Annotated in this window: 13 protein-coding genes; 12 read left to right on the forward strand and 1 reads right to left on the reverse strand. The window is 38.4% G+C overall.

The features are described 5' to 3' along the window. Positions 1–7: 7 nt before the first annotated feature. The 5 genes from GM418_RS01675 (at position 8) to GM418_RS01695 (ending at position 7,501) form a co-directional block, all read left to right on the forward strand. Positions 8–811, forward strand: coding sequence for a tetratricopeptide repeat protein (locus GM418_RS01675; protein ID WP_158862520.1), 804 nt, complete (start codon positions 8–10; stop codon positions 809–811). Positions 812–883: 72 nt separating this feature from the next. Next, entirely contained in the window at positions 884–2,710 is a 1,827-nt protein-coding gene (locus GM418_RS01680) for a BatD family protein (RefSeq protein WP_158862522.1), read from the forward strand. 5 nt (positions 2,711–2,715) lie between these two features. After that, a complete protein-coding gene (locus GM418_RS01685; RefSeq protein WP_158862525.1) occupies positions 2,716–3,474 on the forward strand; it encodes a tetratricopeptide repeat protein in 759 nt (252 codons plus the stop codon). A gap of 91 nt (positions 3,475–3,565) precedes the next feature. Continuing rightward, positions 3,566–4,312 (forward strand): NYN domain-containing protein, encoded by a 747-nt coding sequence (locus tag GM418_RS01690; protein WP_158862526.1) that lies wholly within the window; start codon positions 3,566–3,568, stop codon positions 4,310–4,312. 51 nt (positions 4,313–4,363) lie between these two features. Then, positions 4,364–7,501: a WD40/YVTN/BNR-like repeat-containing protein gene (locus GM418_RS01695; protein ID WP_158862527.1), complete on the forward strand. Its 3,138-nt coding sequence runs from the start codon at positions 4,364–4,366 to the stop codon at positions 7,499–7,501. Positions 7,502–7,593: 92 nt separating this feature from the next. Here GM418_RS01695 and GM418_RS01700 read toward each other — a convergent pair whose 3' ends face one another. Beyond that, on the reverse strand, positions 7,594–10,539 hold the full coding sequence (locus tag GM418_RS01700) for a DEAD/DEAH box helicase (protein ID WP_158862528.1): 2,946 nt from the start codon (positions 10,537–10,539) through the stop codon (positions 7,594–7,596). Positions 10,540–10,761: 222 nt separating this feature from the next. Here GM418_RS01700 and GM418_RS01705 point away from each other — a divergent pair, with 222 nt between their 5' ends. From GM418_RS01705 to GM418_RS01735, 7 genes are all read left to right on the forward strand, one after another. Further along, positions 10,762–11,409 carry a carbohydrate-binding family 9-like protein gene (locus GM418_RS01705; RefSeq protein ID WP_158862529.1) on the forward strand — a complete coding sequence of 216 codons (648 nt, stop codon included), beginning with the start codon at positions 10,762–10,764 and terminating at the stop codon, positions 11,407–11,409. 45 nt (positions 11,410–11,454) lie between these two features. Continuing rightward, on the forward strand, positions 11,455–12,003 hold the full coding sequence (gene idi, locus GM418_RS01710; protein WP_158862530.1) for an isopentenyl-diphosphate Delta-isomerase: 549 nt from the start codon (positions 11,455–11,457) through the stop codon (positions 12,001–12,003). Positions 12,004–12,162: 159 nt separating this feature from the next. Further along, entirely contained in the window at positions 12,163–14,922 is a 2,760-nt protein-coding gene (locus tag GM418_RS01715) for a phosphoenolpyruvate carboxylase (RefSeq protein ID WP_158862531.1), read from the forward strand. A 112-nt stretch (positions 14,923–15,034) separates the two neighbouring features. After that, complete coding sequence (locus GM418_RS01720; RefSeq protein WP_158862533.1) at positions 15,035–16,501, forward strand: Gfo/Idh/MocA family protein; 1,467 nt, start codon at positions 15,035–15,037, stop codon at positions 16,499–16,501. A 152-nt stretch (positions 16,502–16,653) separates the two neighbouring features. Further along, positions 16,654–17,244 carry an RNA polymerase sigma-70 factor gene (locus tag GM418_RS01725; RefSeq protein ID WP_158862535.1) on the forward strand — a complete coding sequence of 197 codons (591 nt, stop codon included), beginning with the start codon at positions 16,654–16,656 and terminating at the stop codon, positions 17,242–17,244. A gap of 58 nt (positions 17,245–17,302) precedes the next feature. Continuing rightward, a complete protein-coding gene (locus GM418_RS01730; RefSeq protein ID WP_158862537.1) occupies positions 17,303–18,427 on the forward strand; it encodes a FecR family protein in 1,125 nt (374 codons plus the stop codon). A 187-nt stretch (positions 18,428–18,614) separates the two neighbouring features. Further along, positions 18,615–21,917 carry a TonB-dependent receptor gene (locus GM418_RS01735; protein ID WP_158862539.1) on the forward strand — a complete coding sequence of 1,101 codons (3,303 nt, stop codon included), beginning with the start codon at positions 18,615–18,617 and terminating at the stop codon, positions 21,915–21,917. Positions 21,918–21,920: the final 3 nt, after the last annotated feature.

Below are 21,920 nucleotides of genomic sequence, written 5' to 3' on the forward strand. Positions count from 1 at the left end.
GGAAAAGATGAAACAAATAATTTTAACAGCAATGATGTTGACTTCTATTAGTATTCTGGTTTCGGCGCAGAATGAAAGGAAGTTTGTGAGGAATGGAAATAAATTATTTATGGAAGCTGTGAAAGATACCTCGCAGCTTGATACCACAAAATTCAGCAATGCAGAAACAGAGTACCGCAAGGCATTGAATAAAAAACCGGCAGATACAAAATGGAATTTCAATCTTGCGGATGCTTTATACAAACAAATGCGTTTTGATGAAGCATCGTCAAAGTTTAATGAACTGGCTGACAAAATGGAGACACCCGAAGAAAAAGCACGGGCGTTGCACAATGTAGGAAACAGCCAGTTGATGCAACAAAAGTTAGATGAAAGTATTGAGGCATATAAAGAAGCCCTGAGAAATAATCCAAACGATTTGGATACAAAATACAATCTCGCTTATGCCCAAATGTTAAAGCAACAGCAGCAAAACCAGCAGAATCAGGATCAGAATAAGGATCAAAACAAAGATCAGCAGAATCAGGATCAGCAAAACAAAGATCAAAATCAGGATCAGAATCAGGATCAAAATAAAAACGATCAGAATAAACAGGATCAACAAGATCAGCAAAATCAACAGAACCAACAAAATCAGAATAAAGACCAACAACAACAGCAGCAACAACAGCAGCAACAAAATAAAATTTCAAAAGAAAATGCAGAACAGTTACTGCAGGCTCTGCAAAACGACGAAAAAGACATTCAGGAAAAAGTAAAAAAAGCCAAAGCTGCCAAAGCAAAACGGACAAGAGTTGAAAAAGAATGGTGATTAGAAGGATTAAAAATATCGAACAAAAAAACGTAGAGTAATTAGAATATTTTTGCAGAATTCAAATAAAAAATGAGTAAAAAATTAGCAACATATCTTCTTTTCTTTTTTGTGATTTTCGCTGCACGTGCAGAAGACACCCGTTTTATTATGTCGGCGCCCAATGCAGTGGAAATGGGAAAACAATTCCGGCTTTCCTTCACGCTTAATGAAAGAGGAACCAACCTTAATCTTCCGGCGGGCCTTACCGATAATTTTGAAGTTTTAATGGGACCAAGTACCGGACAGTCGACCAGTATCAGAACGATAAACGGAAGAACGACTTCAGAGGTCACTTTTTCTTACACATACATTCTCAGGGCAAAAAAAGAGGGAAAATTTGAAATTCGCCCGGCCTCTATCGAAGTAGGAGGTAAAGTATTTGAGTCAAACAATCTGGAAATTCAGGTGGTAAAAGCGCAAAGCCAGCCAGCGCAACCACAAAGCGGAAACAACGGAAACCCGAATCAGCAATCGGAGTCGGTTGATTTGGGAAAAGACAATTTGTTTGTAAAAGTTGAAATGAGCAAAACCAGTGTTTACCGGGGAGAACAAATAATTGCAACTGTAAAATTATATGTTAATCCCAATATTCCCATATCGGGTTTTGAGGAAGTAAATTTACCTACCTACGAAGGTTTTTATACACAAGACATTGAAATTCCGCAGCAAATCAATTTTACCCGCGAAGTATACGACAATAAAATTTACCAGGTAGGGGTATTAAAGAAAACGATATTGTTCCCGCAGCAAAACGGAAGATTGACCATTGAACCTTTCAATATGTCACTACTGGTTCAGCAAAGAGTAAAACAACGTAGCTTTTTCGACGACTTTTTTAGCGGGCTTCGAACCGTGCGAGCTACAGTTACCAGTTCTCCTGTTTCAGTAAACGTTAAAGACTTGCCGCCTGCTCCTGCCAATTTTATGGGTGGTGTTGGAAGTTTTAATGTTTCATCGAGTATAAGCAGCCAAGATGTAACCACCAACGACGCTGTAACTTTAACCTTAAAAGTTAGCGGAACAGGTAACATAAGACTCATCCAAAGTCCTGAAATACAATTACCAACGGACTTTGAAGTTTACGATCCACAATCAACAGATAATGTAAATGCTACCAATAATGGTGTTACGGGCACAAAAACCATTGAATATTTATTCCAACCGCGTTTTGAAGGTGATTACACTATCCCGTCGATAAAATTTGCATATTTTAACCCTGCCACCGGTTCCTATGTTACCAAATCAACCGATGAATATGATCTTCATGTTGTAAAAGGTTCTGACGAGCAATCGGCAACAGTAGTAAGTTCGCTTAGAAAAGAGGATGTTCAGCTCATTGGTCAGGATATCCGCTTTATCAAACAAGGTGATGCATCGCTAAACAGCAAAGGTTTTACATTTTTTGGAACAATTGGCTTTTACTCGATGTACGCCGGCAGCGGTATTTTGTTTTTAATCCTGTTCTTGATTTACAGGAAAAAAGCCCGGGAAAACGCGAATATAGCGCTTATGCGGAACAAAAAAGCAAACCGTGTGGCTACAAAACGGCTAAAAGCAGCAGCAGGTTATATGAAACAAAATAACAACGAGGCTTTCCACGATTCGATATTAAAAGCATTCTGGGGATATTTAAGCGACAAGCTTGGAATTCCTGTGGCCGACTTAAATCGTGACTCAGCTGTAGCAAGTTTAAAAAATAAAAATGTTGAACAGCAAATTATTGACGATTTTGTTGAAGTAGTAGACCAATGCGAATTTGCCCGCTATGCGCCTGCCGGTGGAGCAGAAGCAAGAAGCGAGTTGTATAACAAAGCAGAATCGACAATGAGTCGTTTGGAAAAACAAATTAAACGCTAGAAAAGATGAAAAAATATATTTTTCTGATACTATTCATATTTCCTGTATCACTGTTTGCGCAGGAAGATAGTAAAACACAATTGTGGGAAAAAGCAAACGCGTTTTACACCACAGAAGAGTACCAACAGGCCATTTCGTTGTATGAACAAATTTTGGATTCAGGTGAAGAATCGGCCAAATTGTATTTTAATTTGGGGAATGCCTATTACAAAGCCGGTGATGTAAACAATGCCATTTTGAATTATGAAAGAGCTAAATTACTGGCTCCAAACGATGAAGATATTGATTTCAACCTGCAAATTGCCAACCAGTTTGTGGTTACCAGCATTGATGAGTTACCCAAACCTTTTTTTGTTCGATGGAAACAATCGGTTGTTAATTTGTATCCCGCCGATACATGGTCACTGATTAGTGTTTCTGCATTTGTGTTATTTCTTGTTTTACTTGGACTTTATCTTTTTGGGCGTTCCATATCGGTTCGCAGATTGTCGTTTTGGATTGGTATTCTGGCTGTAATATTTTCAGGTTTTACATTTTCTTTTGCATCGATTCAAAAAAATAAAATTAAAATCCGGAATCATGCCGTTGTTTTTTGCCCGCGGGTAACTGTAAAAAGCTCACCCGCACAAAACGGTACTGATTTATTCCTGATTTATGAAGGTTTGAAGGTGGAAATAACAGACAGTCTCAGCACCTGGAAAGAGATCAGGCTTTCCGACGGAAATGAAGGCTGGTTACCGGATTCCTGCATCGTTAAAATTTAGTTTCTTAAAATTTAATTTAGCCCAAACTTGTTTACCTGCATTTATACAGGTAACTTTAATCCTATTGCACAAAGCAAAAACAAATCAAATTATGCAAAGTGATTTTAAACTGGCTGTCCTTATTGATGGCGACAATATACCTTCAGCTTATGTAAAAGAAATGATGGAAGAAATTGCCAAGTACGGTAACCCGACCATCAAACGAATTTATGGCGACTGGACCATTCCTACTGTGGCAAAATGGAAAAATGTTTTGCTTGAAAATGCCATCAATCCGGTGCAACAATATGCCTACACGACAGGAAAGAACTCTACCGATTCAGCCATGATTATCGATGCAATGGATATTTTGTACAGTGGTAAGGTTGATGGATTTTGTCTGGTCTCAAGCGACAGCGACTTCACGCGGCTGGCAACACGGCTACGCGAAGCAGGTATGAAAGTAATTGGAATTGGAGAAAAGAAAACACCGGAACCCTTTATTGTTGCCTGCGATAAGTTTATTTACATCGAAATTCTAAAAAACAGGGCAAAAGAAAACGAAACCAGTTCCACTTCTAATAAAACAAGTAGAAAGAACGATTATGACAAAATAACTCCGAAAGTTGTAAAACTCATTTCTTCAACAATCTCAGACCTGGCTGACGACGATGGCTGGGCTTTTTTGGGTGATGTAGGCAGTTTACTTCAGAAAAAACAACCCAACTTCGACTCGCGAAATTACGGTTTTGAAAAACTCACCCCCCTCATCAATTCGATTGGAAAGTTCGAAATTGAACAACGTGATAGTTATAAAGGAAAATTTAAACTGATATACGTTCGAAACAGGAAAAAATAGAAATTACAAGCTATTTTATTACATTAGCTCTACAAACATTCAAAATATTTTATGCATCGCCTAAAATCTTTATTGGTAATTTCAGTTCTGCTCCTGGGAATTTCCAACCTCAGCTTTGGTAAAAAAAATGAAAAAACAGTTGAAGCGCTTCCTGATACATCGGCTTACAGTAATTTAAAATACAGGAATATTGGTCCATTTCGTGGTGGCCGTTCTGCTGCTGTTTGCGGCGTAACCAATAATCCTGACGTATACTATTTCGGGGCCACCGGTGGCGGCGTCTGGAAAACTGAAGATGCAGGCCAGAACTGGAAAAATATAAGCGACGGATATTTTGGAGGAACAGTTGGGGCGGTTACCGTTGCTCCGTCAAACGATAATATTATTTATGTGGGCGGCGGCGAAGTAACTGTGAGAGGAAATGTATCGCACGGTTATGGCATCTGGAAATCGATGGATGCCGGAGAAACATGGAAATACTCGGGGTTAAAAGAAGGACAGTATATTCCCCGGATTCGCGTTCATCCGGAAAACCAGGACCTTGTTTATGCTGCTGTTTTGGGGCACGTATTCGGGCCAAACGAGGAACGTGGCATTTATCGCTCAAAAGATGGAGGAAAAAACTGGGAAAAAATACTTTTTGTAAGTGAAGATGCGGGCGCTGTAGACCTGGTTCTCGACCCATTTAATCCACTTGTAATTTATGCGTCAACCTGGAAAGTGAGACGAAAACCTTATACCCTGGAAAGTGGCGGAGAAGGTTCGGCACTTTGGAAAAGTACGGATGGTGGAGATTCCTGGCAAAACATCAGCGACAGTAAAGGACTCCCGCAAGGAACACTCGGTATAATCGGCGTTACTGCATCGCCCGCAAAACGAAACCGGATTTGGGCTATTATTGAAGCGGAAAATGGCGGAGTATTTCGTTCCGATGATGCAGGAAAAACATGGATAAAAACAAACGAAGACCGAAATCTGCGTCAGCGTGCATGGTACTACACCCGGATCAATGCCGACACACAAAATGAAGACATAGTTTATGTTTTGAATGTGGGTTTCTGGAAATCGAAAGACGGAGGAAAAACATTTGAATCAATAAGAACACCTCACAGCGATCATCACGATTTGTGGATTAACCCTGAGAACAACAAAATGATAATTGGCGACGATGGAGGTGGCCAAATCAGCCTCGACGGAGCTCATAACTGGTCTACAATGGACAACCAGCCTACCGCACAATTTTACAGGGTTATCACCGATAATCATTTTCCATACCGGATTTACGCTGCGCAACAGGATAATTCAACTGTTCGAATCCAACACCGCAGTTTATCAGGTGGAATTTCAGAAGATAACTGGGAATCTACTGCGGGTGGAGAAAGTGGTTTTATTGCACCCGATCCAAAAAATTCGGATATTGTTTACGGAGGGTCATACGGTGGATATTTGGTTCGTCACAATCATAAAACCGGAGAAACGAGAATGATTGATGTTTGGCCTGACAATCCAATGGGTTGGGCTGCAAAAAATATTAAATATCGTTTCCAATGGAATTACCCGATTTTCTTTTCCGTTCACGATAAAGATGCGCTCTATTGCGCTGCCAACGTTCTTTTCAAAACGACAAACGAAGGGCAAAGCTGGCAACAAATCAGCCCTGATTTAACGCGGAATGATACAACAAAAATGGAGTCGTCGGGGGGGCCTATTACCAAAGATAACACCAGTGTTGAATATTACGGAACTATTTTCGCAGCCTGCGAATCTGCACTGGAACCTGGAGTTATTTGGGCCGGAAGCGATGACGGGTTGATTCATGTTACTCAAAATAGTGGTGAAAGCTGGGAAAATGTAACACCACCTGCCTCTATGATGCCCGAATGGACGATGATAAACAGTATTGAACCTCATCCTTATGAAAAAGGAGGTTTGTATGTTGCCGCCACTTCATACAAAAACGATGATTTTACGCCATACCTTTACAAAACGCTGGACTATGGAAAAACCTGGAAGAAAATTACAGATGGTATCCGGAAAGACCATTTTACACGTGTTATTCGCGCAGATAAAACAAGACCCGGGTTACTTTTTGCCGGCACAGAAAGCGGAATGTACATTTCGTTTAACGACGGAGAATTATGGCAACCTTTTCAATTGAATTTGCCTGTTGTTCCCATTACCGACCTGACAATAAAAGACAACGATTTAATTGTTGCAACACAAGGAAGAAGTTTGTGGATTTTGGATGACATTACCACTTTGCAACAACTTACAAAAGAGGTAACTGAACAAGCTCTTATACTTTTCAACCAACGTCCTTCCTACAAAATTCTGGCTGGAAGAGGAGGAAATAACAGTGGCGAAAATCCACCATCGGGTGCTGTTATCGATTTCTGGCTAAAAGACAGAAACGATTCTACTTCAGTACAAATGGAAATTCTGGACAAAAACAAAAACCTGATATATACTTTTAAAAACAATGTTTTAGAAAAAGAATTAAAAGATAATCCGGCACTTGGAAAAATAGAAGTTGAGAAAGGATTGAACCGTTTTGTTTGGAATCTGCGCTATCCAGATGCCAAAGGATTTCCGGGGCTCATTATGTGGGGCGGAAGTCTGCGGGGGCCTGTGGCTATTCCCGGAGTATATTATGCAAAACTTACAGTTGACGGAATTTCTGAAGAAAAATCGTTTAGCGTTTTACCTGTTCCAAACTATAGTGCCACACAGGAAGATTACCAGGCTCAGTTTGATTTTCTGCTTGATGTGCGTGATAAACTAACAGAAACACACCAGTGTATTTTGGATATTCGTGAAGCACAAAAACAATTAACCTACATAAAGGAAAAGCTTGATAAAGAAGAAAATACAGCAATTATAGAACAGATAGAAACAATGTCGGCAAAGATGGACAGTATCGAAAAAGCACTTTACCAAACCAAAAACAAAAGTCCGCAAGACCCGTTGAATTTTCCGATTCGACTAAATAATAAGCTCGCGGCTGTTGCGGGTATTGTCGCTTCAGGCGATGCACGACCAACCGACCAGTCGATTGCTGTAAAAACCGAATTAACAGCCAAAATTGACAGGGAACTGGCTGCATTCAAAAAAATTAAGGATGAAGAAATTCCTAAATTGAATGAGCAGGTTTGGGATGCTAAAATTCCGGCAGTGCAAATTAAAGAGTAACATCTGGAACGGAATGCACTTTCCTAAAGAAAAAATATTGGCTTAACTAATCTAAAAAATCAAAGCAGAATTTAGAAATTCAGCAAAAAAATTTATTTAAACAAAGCAACAATTTCCTCTTTGCTAATTTTTTGAAACGGATTATTGGAATTTATAAACTTATCGGCCAGCGAACTTTTATGTTCCTGTAGCTGCTGAATTTTTTCTTCGATCGAATCTTCAGTTATAAAACGATAGACAAAAACGTGTTTATCCTGCCCGATGCGGTGCGCCCGATTTATCGCCTGATTTTCCGCTGCCGGATTCCACCACGGATCAATGATAAAAACATAGTCGGCTTCGGTAAGATTCAGGCCTACCCCACCGGCTTTTAGCGAAATGAGAAAAATACGATTATCCGGATCGTTTTGAAAACTCTGAATTACCTCTTCACGTTTTGAAGTTTGCCCCGTTAACAAACTGTATTTCCATTTCTGTTTTTCAATTTTCTCCTGAAGCAATTCAAGGTGTTTCACAAAAGAGGAAAAAATCAGCACTTTATGATTTTCGGCAACCAGGTTTTCCAGCATTCTAAAAATCTCGTCAAACTTCCCGGAGCTTTCTTCGTTCTCTTTTTCCATCAGCGATGGATGATTAGCCAACTGCCGTAATTTGGTAAGACCCTGTAAAATCACCAACCCCGACTTTTCCATCCCCTCTTTTTCAATATTCTCCAGAATGGTATTCCGAATTACAGACTTCTCGTGTTCATACAGTTTACTTTGTTCTTTCGACATTTCACAAACACGTACCTGTTCAACCAGCGGTGGCAAATCTTTAGCAACTTCTTCTTTTTTACGTCGCAAAATAAACGGGCGAATCAGAAGCTGCAATTTCTCTTGCTGCTCCTGACTTTTGTGCTTTTCGATGGGTGTAATAAAGCTGTTTCTGAAAAAAGCGAGATTCCCCAAAACTCCCTTGTTTAAAAAATTCATTTGCGACCACAAATCCGACAATGAGTTTTCAATCGGCGTTCCGGTAAGAACCAAACGATGCTGCGAACGCAGTTTCATTACTGCTTTGTAGGTTTTGGATGTCGAATTCTTTATAAACTGGCTTTCATCTAAAATGATATAAAAAAATTCTGTTTTCGACAGTATTTCAATATCATTACGAACTGTTCCGTAAGTTGTTAAAACAATGTCGTAGAATTCCGTAATTTTTCCCAAATCAACTGCCTTCTTACGCTGGATTCCAATATGTTTGTAAGCTTTTAAAGCCGGAGTAAACTTCCTGATTTCATTATCCCAGTTATGTACAAGCGACGTTGGCAAAACGATTAAACTCGCCGGTTGATTATTTTCTTCCTCTCCCGATGTTCCAAATAAATCGAGCTGCCCGTTATTTACTGTCGGGTCGACAACCTCTATCTCCTTCTTCCGGTTTCGTTTTAATTTTAATAAAAGAGAAAGTGTTTGTAAGGTTTTACCCAGCCCCATATCATCAGCCAGGCAACCCCCAAATCCGTTTTTATACAAATGAAACATCCACTGAAAACCTTCTTCCTGGTATGCTCTGAGTTTTGCCTTTAAATTGGCTGGTAAGCTTAATCCTTTTGTCGCTGTCGCTTCCATTTTCTGAAAACGTTCCATCACCGATTTATCAAACTGCTGCAACCCGTTTTTCAGAAGCATAAAATGATGTTTCTCAAACTGCAGCTTTTCGCCCTGCCCTTTCGAAAAAGGAACCAGCCCTTTGTAGCGGGCAAACCATTCATCGGGCAACACAGCTATTTCACCGTTTGGCAGTTCAAACTCCCGAATATCATTCAGAATATACTTTTTTAGTTTGATAAAAGGAATTTGGAACTCACCAAAACGAACCGTTGCATAAACATCAAACCAGTCTCCTGAAGTTTTTGCCTTCATTTCAAGCTGCTGATCTCCGGTAAAATATTTCTTTTCCAAATTGCTCTGCGTGAAATGAATATTGTTGGCTTCCAGTTTATGCTTATGCCGGTTTATCCAGTTGACCAAAAAGTAAACCAAGTCGCTATGCTCAAACAACTCATATCCTTTGGGCAAAAAACTTCCGTTATTTTCCTTTAATCCGGCCTCTTTTAAATGGTTCTGAATTGTGTTTTCCCATACAAAATTTCGTTTTACTTTTTCAAAAACATAACTATCATTCCTTTTGTGAAGATTTACAGCTACTTTCCGGTTTGAATTGGGGAGAAACTTCTCATCACCATAATAAAAATGAAGCACAAAACACGGCTCCTGTTTTAAATTTTTCTCCAAACTCAGCACCGCTCTTTTTTTCAAATCCTCTTCCAGAATTTTAAAACCCCTGGCAAAAACATCATTATCGCGGATGGTATTTAACACAAAACCGGAATAATATTTTTCTTCAATTGAATGGGGAACCGTCACTTTTTCCTTTTCAAAAAAAGGAACCATTTTTTTTGCATTAAATTCTTCAAAAACAATCAAACGGCTGCGGTGAATCATTAAACAAGGTTCGTTACAAATAATTTGGAGTTTTGAATTTTTCAGGGTAATTTCATTTTTATCCAGATATACTTTTAACCGGTAATGTGTTTCTTTTTCAGTACGTTCAAAATAAAAAACCGGATTTGCAAAAACCGGCTGTACAAAAATCTCATCCTCATCGTACAAATTGGCATATTTTGTTTCCTTCTTTAATAAACGTACGGGGCACAACATTAAAATTGAAGCCACCTTAAACATTTGTTTTTCAATATACGGAGTAACATTTTTTTCAAAATACCCGGGTTTAAGCGAAGAAAAAAATTCGGAAACACTTCCCGCGCGGGAAAACTTCTTTGTTAAATTTTCATCACTGTATTTTTCTATAATTCCAACCAGTTCTCTTTCGTATGGTTTAAAACTGTAGTCAGAATTATTCTCCAGATCGCGTGGTTTAATATGCCGTTTTACAGTATAAAACTGCTCTTCCTTTTCAATCAGATAAGGTACAAAAACACTTCCAAAATACCGGTGTTCGGTAAGGGCAATTATAAATTCGGTTTCAGCCATTTTTTGCTTCCCGTTAACTTCTGTTTATTTTAAAAGTTTAAACTGAACAAAATATTTCAATCAAAAAGAACCTCAAATATAACAAGGAAAATAAAAAACGGGATGGACAAAATCAAACCGGGAAGATAACTTAACAATTTAGTTTTTCTTTGAGAGATTAATTTCTGATTGAGAAAAAGCACAAAAAAGATCTATTTTTTACCTTTACAAAAAACAAATGTTATGAAGGAATTATTTATCAAACAATTAAAAATAAATCGGCCTGTTTCTTTAAGTGAAGCAGAAAACCTGTTGGAAAAACAAACCGTTTCAAACTTTATCAGTACTGTAAACTGGGAGGAGTTTAGTTATCAACCTAAGGTTTCTTTTCGCATCGGCCACATTCAAAACGAAATATGGCTTAAATATTATGTAGTTGAAAAATACATTTTGGCAAAAGAAACCAGAACCAACGGCGATGTTTATAAAGACAGTTGTGTTGAATTTTTTATTTCTGCCGACGGTGAAAACTACTACAATTTTGAATTTAATTGTATTGGAACAATTCACCTTGCTTTTGGTGCAGGGAGAGGCAACCGCAAATTTGTAGATCCGGAAATCATAAAAAAAATAGAAATTACATCTTCATTGGGAAGTCAACCTTTTGAAGAAAAAACAGGCAAATTTGAGTGGGAAATGATGATTCGGATTCCAAAAGAATGTCTTGCATACAGTAATATAAACTCCCTGAACGGATTAAAAGCAAGCGCTAATTTTTACAAATGTGGAGAAGATACTTCCGAACCTCATTATGTTACGTGGAATCCCATTAAAACTAAAAACCCGGACTATCACCGACCTGAATTTTTTGGGGAGGTTTTTTTTGAATAAACCACACCATAGTCCTCAGGGTAATAAGTGTAACTTAAAAACAGCATGACAAAAAAAAGAGAAGATTTTGTAATACTTGTTGACGAAAATGACAATGAAACCGGGATTTCGGAAAAACTTGCAGCTCACCGGAAAGCGTTAATGCATCGTGCAATTTCGGTTTTTATTTGTAACTCGAAAGGAGAATGGCTTTTACAACGCCGGGCTCTGAACAAGTACCATTCAAACGGTTTGTGGACCAATACATGTTGCAGTCATCCGTTTCCGGGTGAAACGAATATGGAGGCAGCTCAAAGGAGACTGGAAGAAGAAATGGGATTAACAACCAACTTAACAGAAATCTTCTGGTTTAGGTATAAAGAATCTCTCGATAATGAATTAACAGAAAATGAACTGGATCATGTTTTTATTGGGTTTACCGATAAGCATCCAAAAATTAACAAAAATGAAGTAAATGAATGGCAATATTTGAGTTTTGATGATATAAAAGCCGATATAAAGTTCTATCCCGAAAAATATACTGTTTGGTTTAAAATGATTTTCGACCGGGTAAACAACGAACTCTCAAAATCAAATGCTCGTCAGCAGGACTAATATGATACCTGAAAATTCAAACGGGTTGGTACTCCCTCAAATTCCTTTTGAAACATACTTCCGGTACAATTGTTAAACTTCAGGACAAAAGATGGAAAATTATTTTTTTGATTCCTCTTTTTAGTGACGTATCTTTAAAAGTGGCTTTAATTTTAGTTTATGACTCAACTCGAAATTCTAAAAACCCAATTGGGGAAACCCTATCACGATCTTGAATTTTTACTACATTGTTTTAAAGAAGTTCTAATTGAAAATAACGAGAATAAACTGGCAAACATTATTCCCTGGATTTGCGACAGCTGTACATACGAAAACATGGAATTTACGCAAAAACATTTCCAGTTGTTTTCGGTATGTTTTCAGTTGCTTAATTTGGCTGAAACCAATGGTGCTGTTCAAAACAGAAGAAAAACAGAAGAAAATAATAACCTGAATTCCATTAACGGACTCTGGAGCAATAGTCTGGAAATTTTGAAAGAAAACGGGTTTTCTGAAAATGAAATCACAGATACTTTTAACGAGATTGAAGTTCAACCGGTGTTAACCGCCCACCCAACGGAAGCCAAACGGCCGGTGGTCATAAAAAAATACAGAGAGCTCTATTTGCTTCTTGTAAAACGCGAAAACTCGATGTATAACTCTTATGAAAAAGAGGAAAACCGAAATGAAATAAAAAAAATCATTCATTCAATTTGGCATATCGATGAGTATTATCGCGAAAAACCCAATATAGAAACCGAATTAGACAATGTTATACACTACTTTGTTAACGTTTTCCCTGAAACGGTTGGTCTTCTAAACCGACGACTTTTACGGGGATGGAAATTTGCAGGATTTGACACGAACAAATTGGTTCAAAAAAACGAATTTCCTCAGCTTAAATTTGGCAACTGGATAGGAGGAGACCGGGATGGTCACCCACTGGTAACAGCAAATGTAACAAAATCAACCCTGCTAAAACTGAGGCTAAATTCTTTTTTGGTACTTAAAAATGAATTATTAAAACTGGCAGAAAATCTTAGTTTTTATATTGAATTGGAAAATCTTCCCGAAAAAATTTCCGATAGAACAAAGGAAATAATTTCAGAATTGGGAGGAGAAACCAAATCAAGTGTTACAGCTAACCGGCACGAAGCATACAAACTTTTTGTACTTCTGCTTATTCAAAAACTTCCGATAAATATTGGCAGAGCCCAGCTTTTTGAATTAACGGATAACAAGGGAAGTTATCGCCACTCGCATCAATTGATAAATGATTTGGAAATTTTGCGAAATGCTCTTATTGATTCTGCTCACTCAAGTCTGGCTTACAACAATGTTAACGATACAATCCAAATGGTTCGTGTTTTTGGATTTCATTTGGCGGAACTTGATATCAGGCAAAACAGCAGTTACTACGAAAAGTCACTGGTACAAATTTATAATGCTTCAAAATCGGGTAAAGTAATGCCACTTGAAATGGCTCCGGATGAAAAAATGAAGTTAATATCTTCAGAATTAAAAATTAACCGTCCGTTTTTACGCGATTGGGAAAATCTCCCCACTGAAGCCAAAAATACACTCGAATGTTTTAAGGTGCTGCAAAATCATATCTCGGAGTATTCCTCATTTGCATTGGGAAGTCTGATAGTGAGTATGACCCGCGATGTTTCGGATTTGCTGATGGTTTACATTCTTTCGCGTGAGGCCGGTCTTACCGTTTACGAAAATAACCTAACACTGAAACTTCCGGTTGTTCCGCTTTTTGAAACCATCGACGATTTAATTGCCAGTCCCAAAATAATGGAAGAATATTTCAGTTTCCCCGAAGTGCAGGACAGTTTGGAGTACCAGCAAAAAATAAATAACCGCCGGCAAAAAGTGCAGGAAATTATGATTGGCTACAGCGACAGTAACAAAGACGGTGGAATCCTGGCCAGTTCCTGGTACCTGTACAAAGCTCAGAAAGAGCTCACCGAAGTTGGCAACAAATATGGAATAAAATTAAAATTTTTTCATGGCAAAGGCGGCTCTATCAGCCGGGGAGCAGGACCCGTCCATTGGTTTTTACGGTCATTACCACATGGAACACTTTCCGGCAAATTCAAAATTACAGAACAGGGTGAAACCATCGAAAAAAAATTTGCGAACAAAATAAATGCTGTTTACAATCTTGAATTGGCGCTGGCCGGTGATACCCTTAATACACTGCTTCATAAACTCGACAGAGAGATTGACAGCGAAGTAGTAGAAATTTTGGAGTTTATGGGAAAAGAAAGCTACATTGTGTACAATGAACTGCTTAACAACCCACATTTTCTTGAATTTTATCAACAAGCTACACCTATTGATGTTATTGAACAAAGTAAAATTGGTTCCAGGCCGGCAAGAAGAACCGGCAAACGAACCTTTTCCGACTTAAGAGCCATTCCATGGGTTTTTAGCTGGGGACAAGCTCGATTTCATATTACCAGTTGGTATGGAGTTGGCTCAACACTGGAAAAGATGCAAAATAATTTTCCGGAGAAATACAACAGTTTAAAAAAACTAATCAAAACAAATCATTTTGTAAGATACGTTCTTACAAATATCGACACCAGCCTGGCAAGTACCGATGAAAGAATAATGAAAATGTATGCCGAACTGGTTGAAAATAAAAAAACAAAAGAAACCATTCTGAATCTTCTTTTAGACGAGTTGGAAAAAACACGAATCCTGATGCAGGAACTACTCGGACGACCAATGGAGGAACGCAGAAAAAATCATTATTTTTCTACTGCTTTGCGTGCTGAGGCTTTAGATGTTCTGCATGAATATCAGATACGAAAAATGAAAAAATGGAGAAAAAACAATAATCATTCTGCTGAAGAAGATTTACTCCTTCAGCAACTGTTAATTTCGGTAAATGCCATTGCTAATGCAATGGGTACAACCGGGTAGAATAGTTATTATTTGACTCTTCAATTTTTAATATTAAAAATATTTCGTAGTTTCATTAGCCAATAACGAATCTGATTTTAATGCTAAACTATTAATAAACCTAACTTCAAAAATGACACAACGTAGAGATTTTATTAAAAAAAGTATTCTTGGAACAGCAGGAATCACAATTGGAGGAATGGGATTTAGTGCAAAATCTTATGCTTCAATTATGGGTGCCAACGATCGTTTTCGGATAGCAGTTTGCGGAGTAAATGGCAGGGGCAAAAGCCACATCAACGGATTTGGCAAACTCGACAATGTAGAAATTGCCTATTTGGTTGATCCGGATAAAAAAATACTCGATGAAAGGGTGAATCTGGTTAAAGACGAAATAGCTTCAAGCTCTGCGATAAAAGGAGTTACCGATGTAAGAACGGTGCTTGATGACAAAAACATTGATGCGATTTCCTGCGCAACACCAAATCATTGGCACTCACTAATGGTCATTTGGGCTGCTCAGGCGCAAAAACATTGTTACGTTGAAAAACCTGCCAGTCATGACATCTATGAAGGTCGTGTTGCGCTTGCAGCAGCCGAGAAATACGGAATTGTGGTTCAACACGGAACTCAACGAAGAAGTAGCGACGACTGGGCTAAACAGGTTTCCGATATCCGGTCGGGGAAATATGGCAAAATGTTAGTTTCTCATGGTTTTGCGTGTAAACCCCGCGAAGGAATAGGATTTGAACCGCCGTCAACACCACCGCCTGATTTAGACTGGAATTTATGGAAAGGACCTGCCGTTGTAAACAACTTTCATAAAAATCTGGTTCATTATAATTGGCATTGGTTCTGGCCGGTTGGAAACGGAGAACTAAATAATCAGGGAACGCACCAACTCGATGTTGCTTACTGGGCACTTGATTCGGAAGTTGAAAACACGCATCCGGTGCGGGTAATGGCAATCGGCGGGCGCTTCAAATGGGGCGACCAGGGTGAAACTCCTAATACCATGTTTGCTTTGGCTGAATTTTCCAATGGACAGTATGTATTTTTTAATGTAAGAAATGTGAACCACGAAGGCTACCAGCGGGAAGTAACCAACCGCTTCTATTTTGAAGATGGCGGAAAATTGTGGGACGGAGAATACATTTCAAGCAACGGAAGTCAAGCTCGCAATGTTCCGATTAAAGAAGTAAAAATTACTCCGGGAGGGAACTGGCAAAGCTTCATCACAGCTTGCAAAGCAAACGATCCATCTATGGCAAACGGAACAATGTACGATGCACACTACAGTTGTACGCTTGGGCATTTAATGAATATCTCCTACCGCCTGGGTGAAAAAGTTCCTTTCAATGCACGCGCCGGAAGATTTGGTGATAACGAACTTGCTTTCCGGGAATTTATGAAAATCCATGATATTGCTTCTGATGGAATGGGTGTTCCGCAAGATCAGGCTGAATATATTGTTGGACCATGGCTAAGATTTGATGGAGAAGCAGAACACTTTGTCGGCGATTATTCAACTGAAGCAAACCGCTTGCTTCGAGACCCACGAAATGCAGGATTTGATATTCCCTCGCCCGAATCAGTATAACTATTTCCATAAAAGAATTGCGTTTATACCAAATGCTTTTAAATAAGAACCGGTCTGCCGAAAGAATAATTGACAGACCGGTTCTTTGTGTGTTCATTATTTTGTTTCTGAAAATTTTTCACCTATTTTTCGCCCTCTTTTGCTAACAAACAATGACCGGGATTGAAAAAGAATTAGTCGAATCATTAAAAAAAGGGAACCAAAAGTCTTTTGAACTCGTTTTTAAAACATATTACACGCGTTTGTGTACCTATGCATTTGACTACACGCGGCAGCTTGAAACCGCCGAAGACCTGGTAAAAGACTTTTTTCTTAATCTTTGGCAAAATCGCGAAAAAATTGAAATAAAAACTTCACTTTCCGGATACCTTTTTCGCTCAGTCCATAATCTTTGTCTGAATTACCTGGAAAGACAAAAAAAGAAAAATCCGGAAATTCCTTCCGACAATCTGTATCTAATTGAATTAAAACAAAAACAACCTTTTACTCCGGATTATCCCATTGGAAATTTACTTGCCAGCGAAATGGAAGGACAGATTCTTGAAATTGTGGACAAACTGCCTGAGCAATGTCGCGAAATTTTCAAATTAAGTCGTTTTGAAGAGCTTCCTCATAAAAAAATTGCAGAAAAATTAAACATCTCGGAAAGAACAGTTAAAACACAAATATACAGAGCATTAAAAAAAATAAAAGAAGCAATACCATTCCTAATCACAACTATTTTTTTTTATTTTTTAAAATAATTTGACATCGTCTGTAATACCAAACCCAAAAAAATGTGTCATTATAACAGAGACCTATATGGAAGATAAACTATTTATATCAAACTGCGAGAAAGAAGCTCTGATCAATTATTTATCAGGCAACTTTAATGAGTCTGATTCATCGACTTTAAAAAACTGGTTAGAGAAAAGTCAGGAACATAAATTTTTTCTTGATCAGCTTTCTGATATTTGGCAAGCCAGCCGTCTTCCTGTTATCGATGATAAGATAGACGTTCAGTCAGTTTGGGATGAGTTGGAAGTGCAGCTTCACAATAAAAATAAAAACCCGTTTCATTGGAAACGTTGGATTCAAATTGCCGCAATTGTAATTGTTTCGATGTTGGCAGGAGGCACAGGATTTTATTTCTTAAATACAAAAACAACCCCATCTGATGTTGCATCCCAAATTGTGGAGTATGTTGCCCCTTTGGGCTCGCGCTCATATGTAAAACTACACGATGGCAGTAAAGTTTGGTTAAACTCAGGAACTTCAATTAAATATGCGAATAATTTTGGAACACACAACAGAGACATTCAGCTCTCAGGTGAAGCTTTTTTTGAAGTGGCTAAAAACAAAAGTCTTCCGTTTATAGTAAATACGGGCGAAATTAGTGTTACTGCCCTCGGAACAAAATTTAATATAAAAGCATATAAAGAAGAAAAAACCATTGAAACCACACTTTTGGAGGGTTCGGTGAAATTGGAAAGTAGCGTTGTAAAACTTCAGGAGAACCTTGTTCTTAAAACAAACGAAAAAGCTGTATTTACAAAAAAAGAACAATCTCTGAATATTGTTGGAAACACTACCGGTGAAAAAGAGGGAGAAAAAACAGTCGCAGCCAAACCATCTATGCAGATTATTCAGAAAATTGACCCGGTTCCTATTGTATCCTGGAAAGAAAAACGATGGATAATAAGTAACGAGAAACTTGGTTCATTATCTGTAAAACTCGAACGGCGCTATGATGTTAATGTTATTTTCGATAACGAAATCCTGAAAGAATACTCATTTGGTGGTACTTTGGAAGATGAAACCCTGGAACAGATTTTAACAGCAATAAGTTTTGCGGCCCCGATAAAATACGTTGTGGACGGCAAAACAGTTTATATTATGGCAGACGGCAAAAAAATCGAAAAATTCAAAAATTTACTTATGGAATAGATCTAAACCAATTAAAAACATTGGGAGATCTCGCTAAAGATCTCCCAATTGAAATGTGTTAACTAATGTTGTTTCATATTCGCAGTATGGAACAACCTATTTTAAAACTTAACAATTCAAATTTATGAAAAAATTTTGTACTGGCTTGTTCCGTCCTCTCAATCGGAACTTTATAAAACTTATGCTTATGACAAAGCTAACTATGTTTCTGACCTTGTTTTGTGTTTTGCAACTATCGGCGACGGTTTATTCACAAACGCGTTTAACGGTGGAATCGAAAAACAACACTGTAAAAGAGGTTCTTTCAAAAATTGAAAACCAGAGTGAATTTCGATTTTTTTACAACGAAAAATTTATGGATCTGAACCGCCGAGTTGGATTCAACATCAATAATCAATCTATTCATGAAATAATGAATGAATTATTTGATGCGTCGGAAGTAACGTATAAAATAATGGAAAACAATCTCATTGTTATTACGCCCGACGGAAGCCAGCAGGAAAAGGTTGAAGGAAAGGCACTTGACGACACAGGTCAACCATTACCCGGCGTAACCGTTATGGTCAAAGGTACGTCGCAAGGTACCGTAACGGATGTAAACGGCAGTTTTTCATTTTCTGACTTACCGGAAAATGCAACTTTAATATTTTCGTTTGTTGGAATGATTTCACAGGAAATCGAAGTAGGTAACCAAACAACATTAAGCGTCACAATGAAAACGGATGCAATTGGCATTGAAGAAGTGGTGGCCATTGGTTATGGAACACAACGAAAAGAAAATGTAACAGGTTCAATGGAAACGGCAAGCAGTGAACAACTGGAGAATAAACCAATTATTTCGGTAGGACAAGCTTTACAAGGTGAAATGAGTGGAATTTCTATCCGGCAGTCAGACGGCCAGCCGGGCAGTTCAACATCAATTAACATAAGGGGATTCGGAACATTTAGTGATGCCGGAAATAATCCACTGGTTTTAGTTGATGGTATCCCTGGTTCACTCGATGCTGTAAATCCAAACGATATTAAAAATATTTCTGTTTTAAAAGATGCCGCCTCTGCGGCTATCTATGGTTCGAGAGCTGCAAATGGAGTAATTTTAATCCAAACAAAGAGAGGTACGAAGGGGAAAACAGAAGTAACGTATAACGGTTCAGTTGGCTTTAGTGAACTTGCTGACCTGCCTAAATTTGTAGACTCGTGGAATTATGCTCTCGCGTACAACGAAGCATTGACCAATGCAGGACAAGGTGCTATTTATACTGAAGAGGACATCCAAAAATTCAGAGACGGAACAGATCATGATAATTATCCCAATGATAAACATTATGAAATGGCCTTTGATAATATAGCTTATCAAACAAAACACGATATTTCTCTTATGGGAGGAAATTCAACAACAACTTATCGTTTTTCAGTCGGATATCTCAGAAACGATGGTCTTTTGCAAAATAACCTTTACGACAACTACGGAGATAACCTTCTAAACTATTATAACAAATATAACATCAGGTTAAACATCGACAGTGAAATAACCCAAAAACTAAAATTAATTGCAAATATTGCCGGTACAGCTGACGACGAAAAAGGTCCGGCAGCAGCAACAGGCGATCGCACAACGATGCGTGTTGTAACCAGAATTGCAAGAATGCCGGCGTCTATTGCAGGTCGTACCTCAGAAGGATATTACGGACGTGTAGATAAGGGTTCTCCATGGGCAGACATTGACGCAACATCAAATGAACTGGAGCGTAATTACTATTTTATCGCCAATACTGACCTGGAATATAAATTACTAGATCCTTTAACAATAATTGTCCGTGGCGGATATGTGTTTGACCATACCAACTATAAGCTTTATGCCGCTGATGAGCAAATTGATGCAACAACTTATGCAGGACCTGCAAAACTGGATGTGGAATGGAATACGAGAAGAGAATTAACACTGGAAGGCCTAGTAAAATATGAACAAAACTTTGGAAATCATTCCATAAGTGCTTTGGCCGGTTATTCTCAGATTGAAAGTAAATATGAGTACTTAACTGCCTACCGCGATCAATTCCCTACCAATGAACTGTTCGAGTTGGATGCGGGAAGTTCTGAAAATCAAAAAAATACAGGAGGTGCCTCAGAATGGGGACTTGTTTCATATTTTGGAAGAATTCAATATGACTACCTTGGCAAATATCTGTTTGAGGCAAATGTTCGCTACGATGGCTCGTCGCGATTCGACAAAGGCAACAAATACGGTATGTTTCCTTCATTCTCATTTGGATGGAGAATATCTGAAGAAAATTTCATAAAGGAGAGTCTTCCCTGGATATACAACATGAAACTACGTGGGTCGTGGGGAGAACTGGGGAATCAGCAAATTGGAAATTATCCTTATCAGGCTATTTTGTCTTCGGGCAATAACGCTATTTGGGGCAATAACGTAAATGCCGGAATTGTTCTCAATACAGTAGCAAATCAGAGTATAACCTGGGAAACTACAGCAATTTCTGATATTGGATTAGATTTCGCAGTGTTGGATGGAAAAGTCAGCATATCTGCAGATTATTATGATAAAACGACACGTGACATTCTCTATTCAATTACAACAGCAGGTACTCTCGGACTAAATGCATCTCCTTCAAATGCGGGCAAAGTAAAAAATTCAGGTTGGGATTTTAATCTGAGTTATAAAGAAAAATTTGGAGATTTTTCATTTGACATTGCGCCCCATTTCTCTTTTGTTCATACAGAAGTACTTGAGTTAAGCGATGTGGAAAAAGACATTTCAAAAGGACTTTTCATTGGCGAACCGCTAAATGCAATATATGGTTATACCGCCGATGGTTTGTTTGTTGACGAAGCAGACATTCAGAATTCTGCAACTCAGCCATACGATCCTGTTCCGGGTGATATTAAATATAAAGATATCAGTGGCCCGGATGGAGTTCCTGACGGAAAAGTTGACCCGGAATATGACAGAAGTGTTATCGGACAAACTGCTCCAAAATACAATTACGGAGCAAGGATTAGTGCAAATTATAAGTCGTTTGATTTTTCAGTTACGTTTGATGGCGCCGGAGGAATGAGAAGATACCTCAACAACATGGCCGGACGTGCATTTGCGAACAAATCGAATGTGCAGCAATGGATGTGGGATAACCGGTGGACAAAAGAAGACCCGGATCCCAATGCCATTTATCCACGTTTTTACCTTCATGGTGGTGGCAACAACGAACCATACTCCTACATATCTACATATTGGGCGTGGGATGCATCCTACTTAAAAGTCAGGTCGGCACAAATTGGATATAACATGCCGGAAGCAGTAACCAACGCTTTAAAAGTGGATAAAATGAGAATATATCTTGCCGGTAGAAACCTGTTCACATTTGACAACTTCTTTGATGGCTGGGATCCTGAGCTAAATGTCCAAACTGGTGAAGGTGTTCACTATCCAATGTCGAGAACATACATTTTAGGTGTAAATGTTAATTTTTAAATA

Origin of the sequence: Maribellus comscasis (assembly GCF_009762775.1) — a bacterium.
Classification (GTDB): domain Bacteria; phylum Bacteroidota; class Bacteroidia; order Bacteroidales; family Prolixibacteraceae; genus Draconibacterium; species Draconibacterium comscasis.

Bases quoted from the DNA above. Each gene is read 5' to 3' on its own strand.
- GM418_RS01695 (WP_158862527.1), top strand. From the start codon at position 4,364: ATGCATCGCCTAAAATCTTTATTGGTAATTTCAGTTCTGCTCCTGGGA.
- GM418_RS01730 (WP_158862537.1), top strand. From the start codon at position 17,303: ATGGAAGATAAACTATTTATATCAAACTGCGAGAAAGAAGCTCTGATC.
- GM418_RS01715 (WP_158862531.1), top strand. From the start codon at position 12,163: ATGACTCAACTCGAAATTCTAAAAACCCAATTGGGGAAACCCTATCAC.
- GM418_RS01680 (WP_158862522.1), top strand. From the start codon at position 884: ATGAGTAAAAAATTAGCAACATATCTTCTTTTCTTTTTTGTGATTTTC.
- GM418_RS01735 (WP_158862539.1), top strand. From the start codon at position 18,615: ATGACAAAGCTAACTATGTTTCTGACCTTGTTTTGTGTTTTGCAACTA.
- idi (WP_158862530.1), top strand. From the start codon at position 11,455: ATGACAAAAAAAAGAGAAGATTTTGTAATACTTGTTGACGAAAATGAC.
- GM418_RS01700 (WP_158862528.1), bottom strand. From the start codon at position 10,539: ATGGCTGAAACCGAATTTATAATTGCCCTTACCGAACACCGGTATTTT.
- GM418_RS01720 (WP_158862533.1), top strand. From the start codon at position 15,035: ATGACACAACGTAGAGATTTTATTAAAAAAAGTATTCTTGGAACAGCA.
- GM418_RS01685 (WP_158862525.1), top strand. From the start codon at position 2,716: ATGAAAAAATATATTTTTCTGATACTATTCATATTTCCTGTATCACTG.
- GM418_RS01675 (WP_158862520.1), top strand. From the start codon at position 8: ATGAAACAAATAATTTTAACAGCAATGATGTTGACTTCTATTAGTATT.
- GM418_RS01690 (WP_158862526.1), top strand. From the start codon at position 3,566: ATGCAAAGTGATTTTAAACTGGCTGTCCTTATTGATGGCGACAATATA.
- GM418_RS01705 (WP_158862529.1), top strand. From the start codon at position 10,762: ATGAAGGAATTATTTATCAAACAATTAAAAATAAATCGGCCTGTTTCT.
- GM418_RS01725 (WP_158862535.1), top strand. From the start codon at position 16,654: ATGACCGGGATTGAAAAAGAATTAGTCGAATCATTAAAAAAAGGGAAC.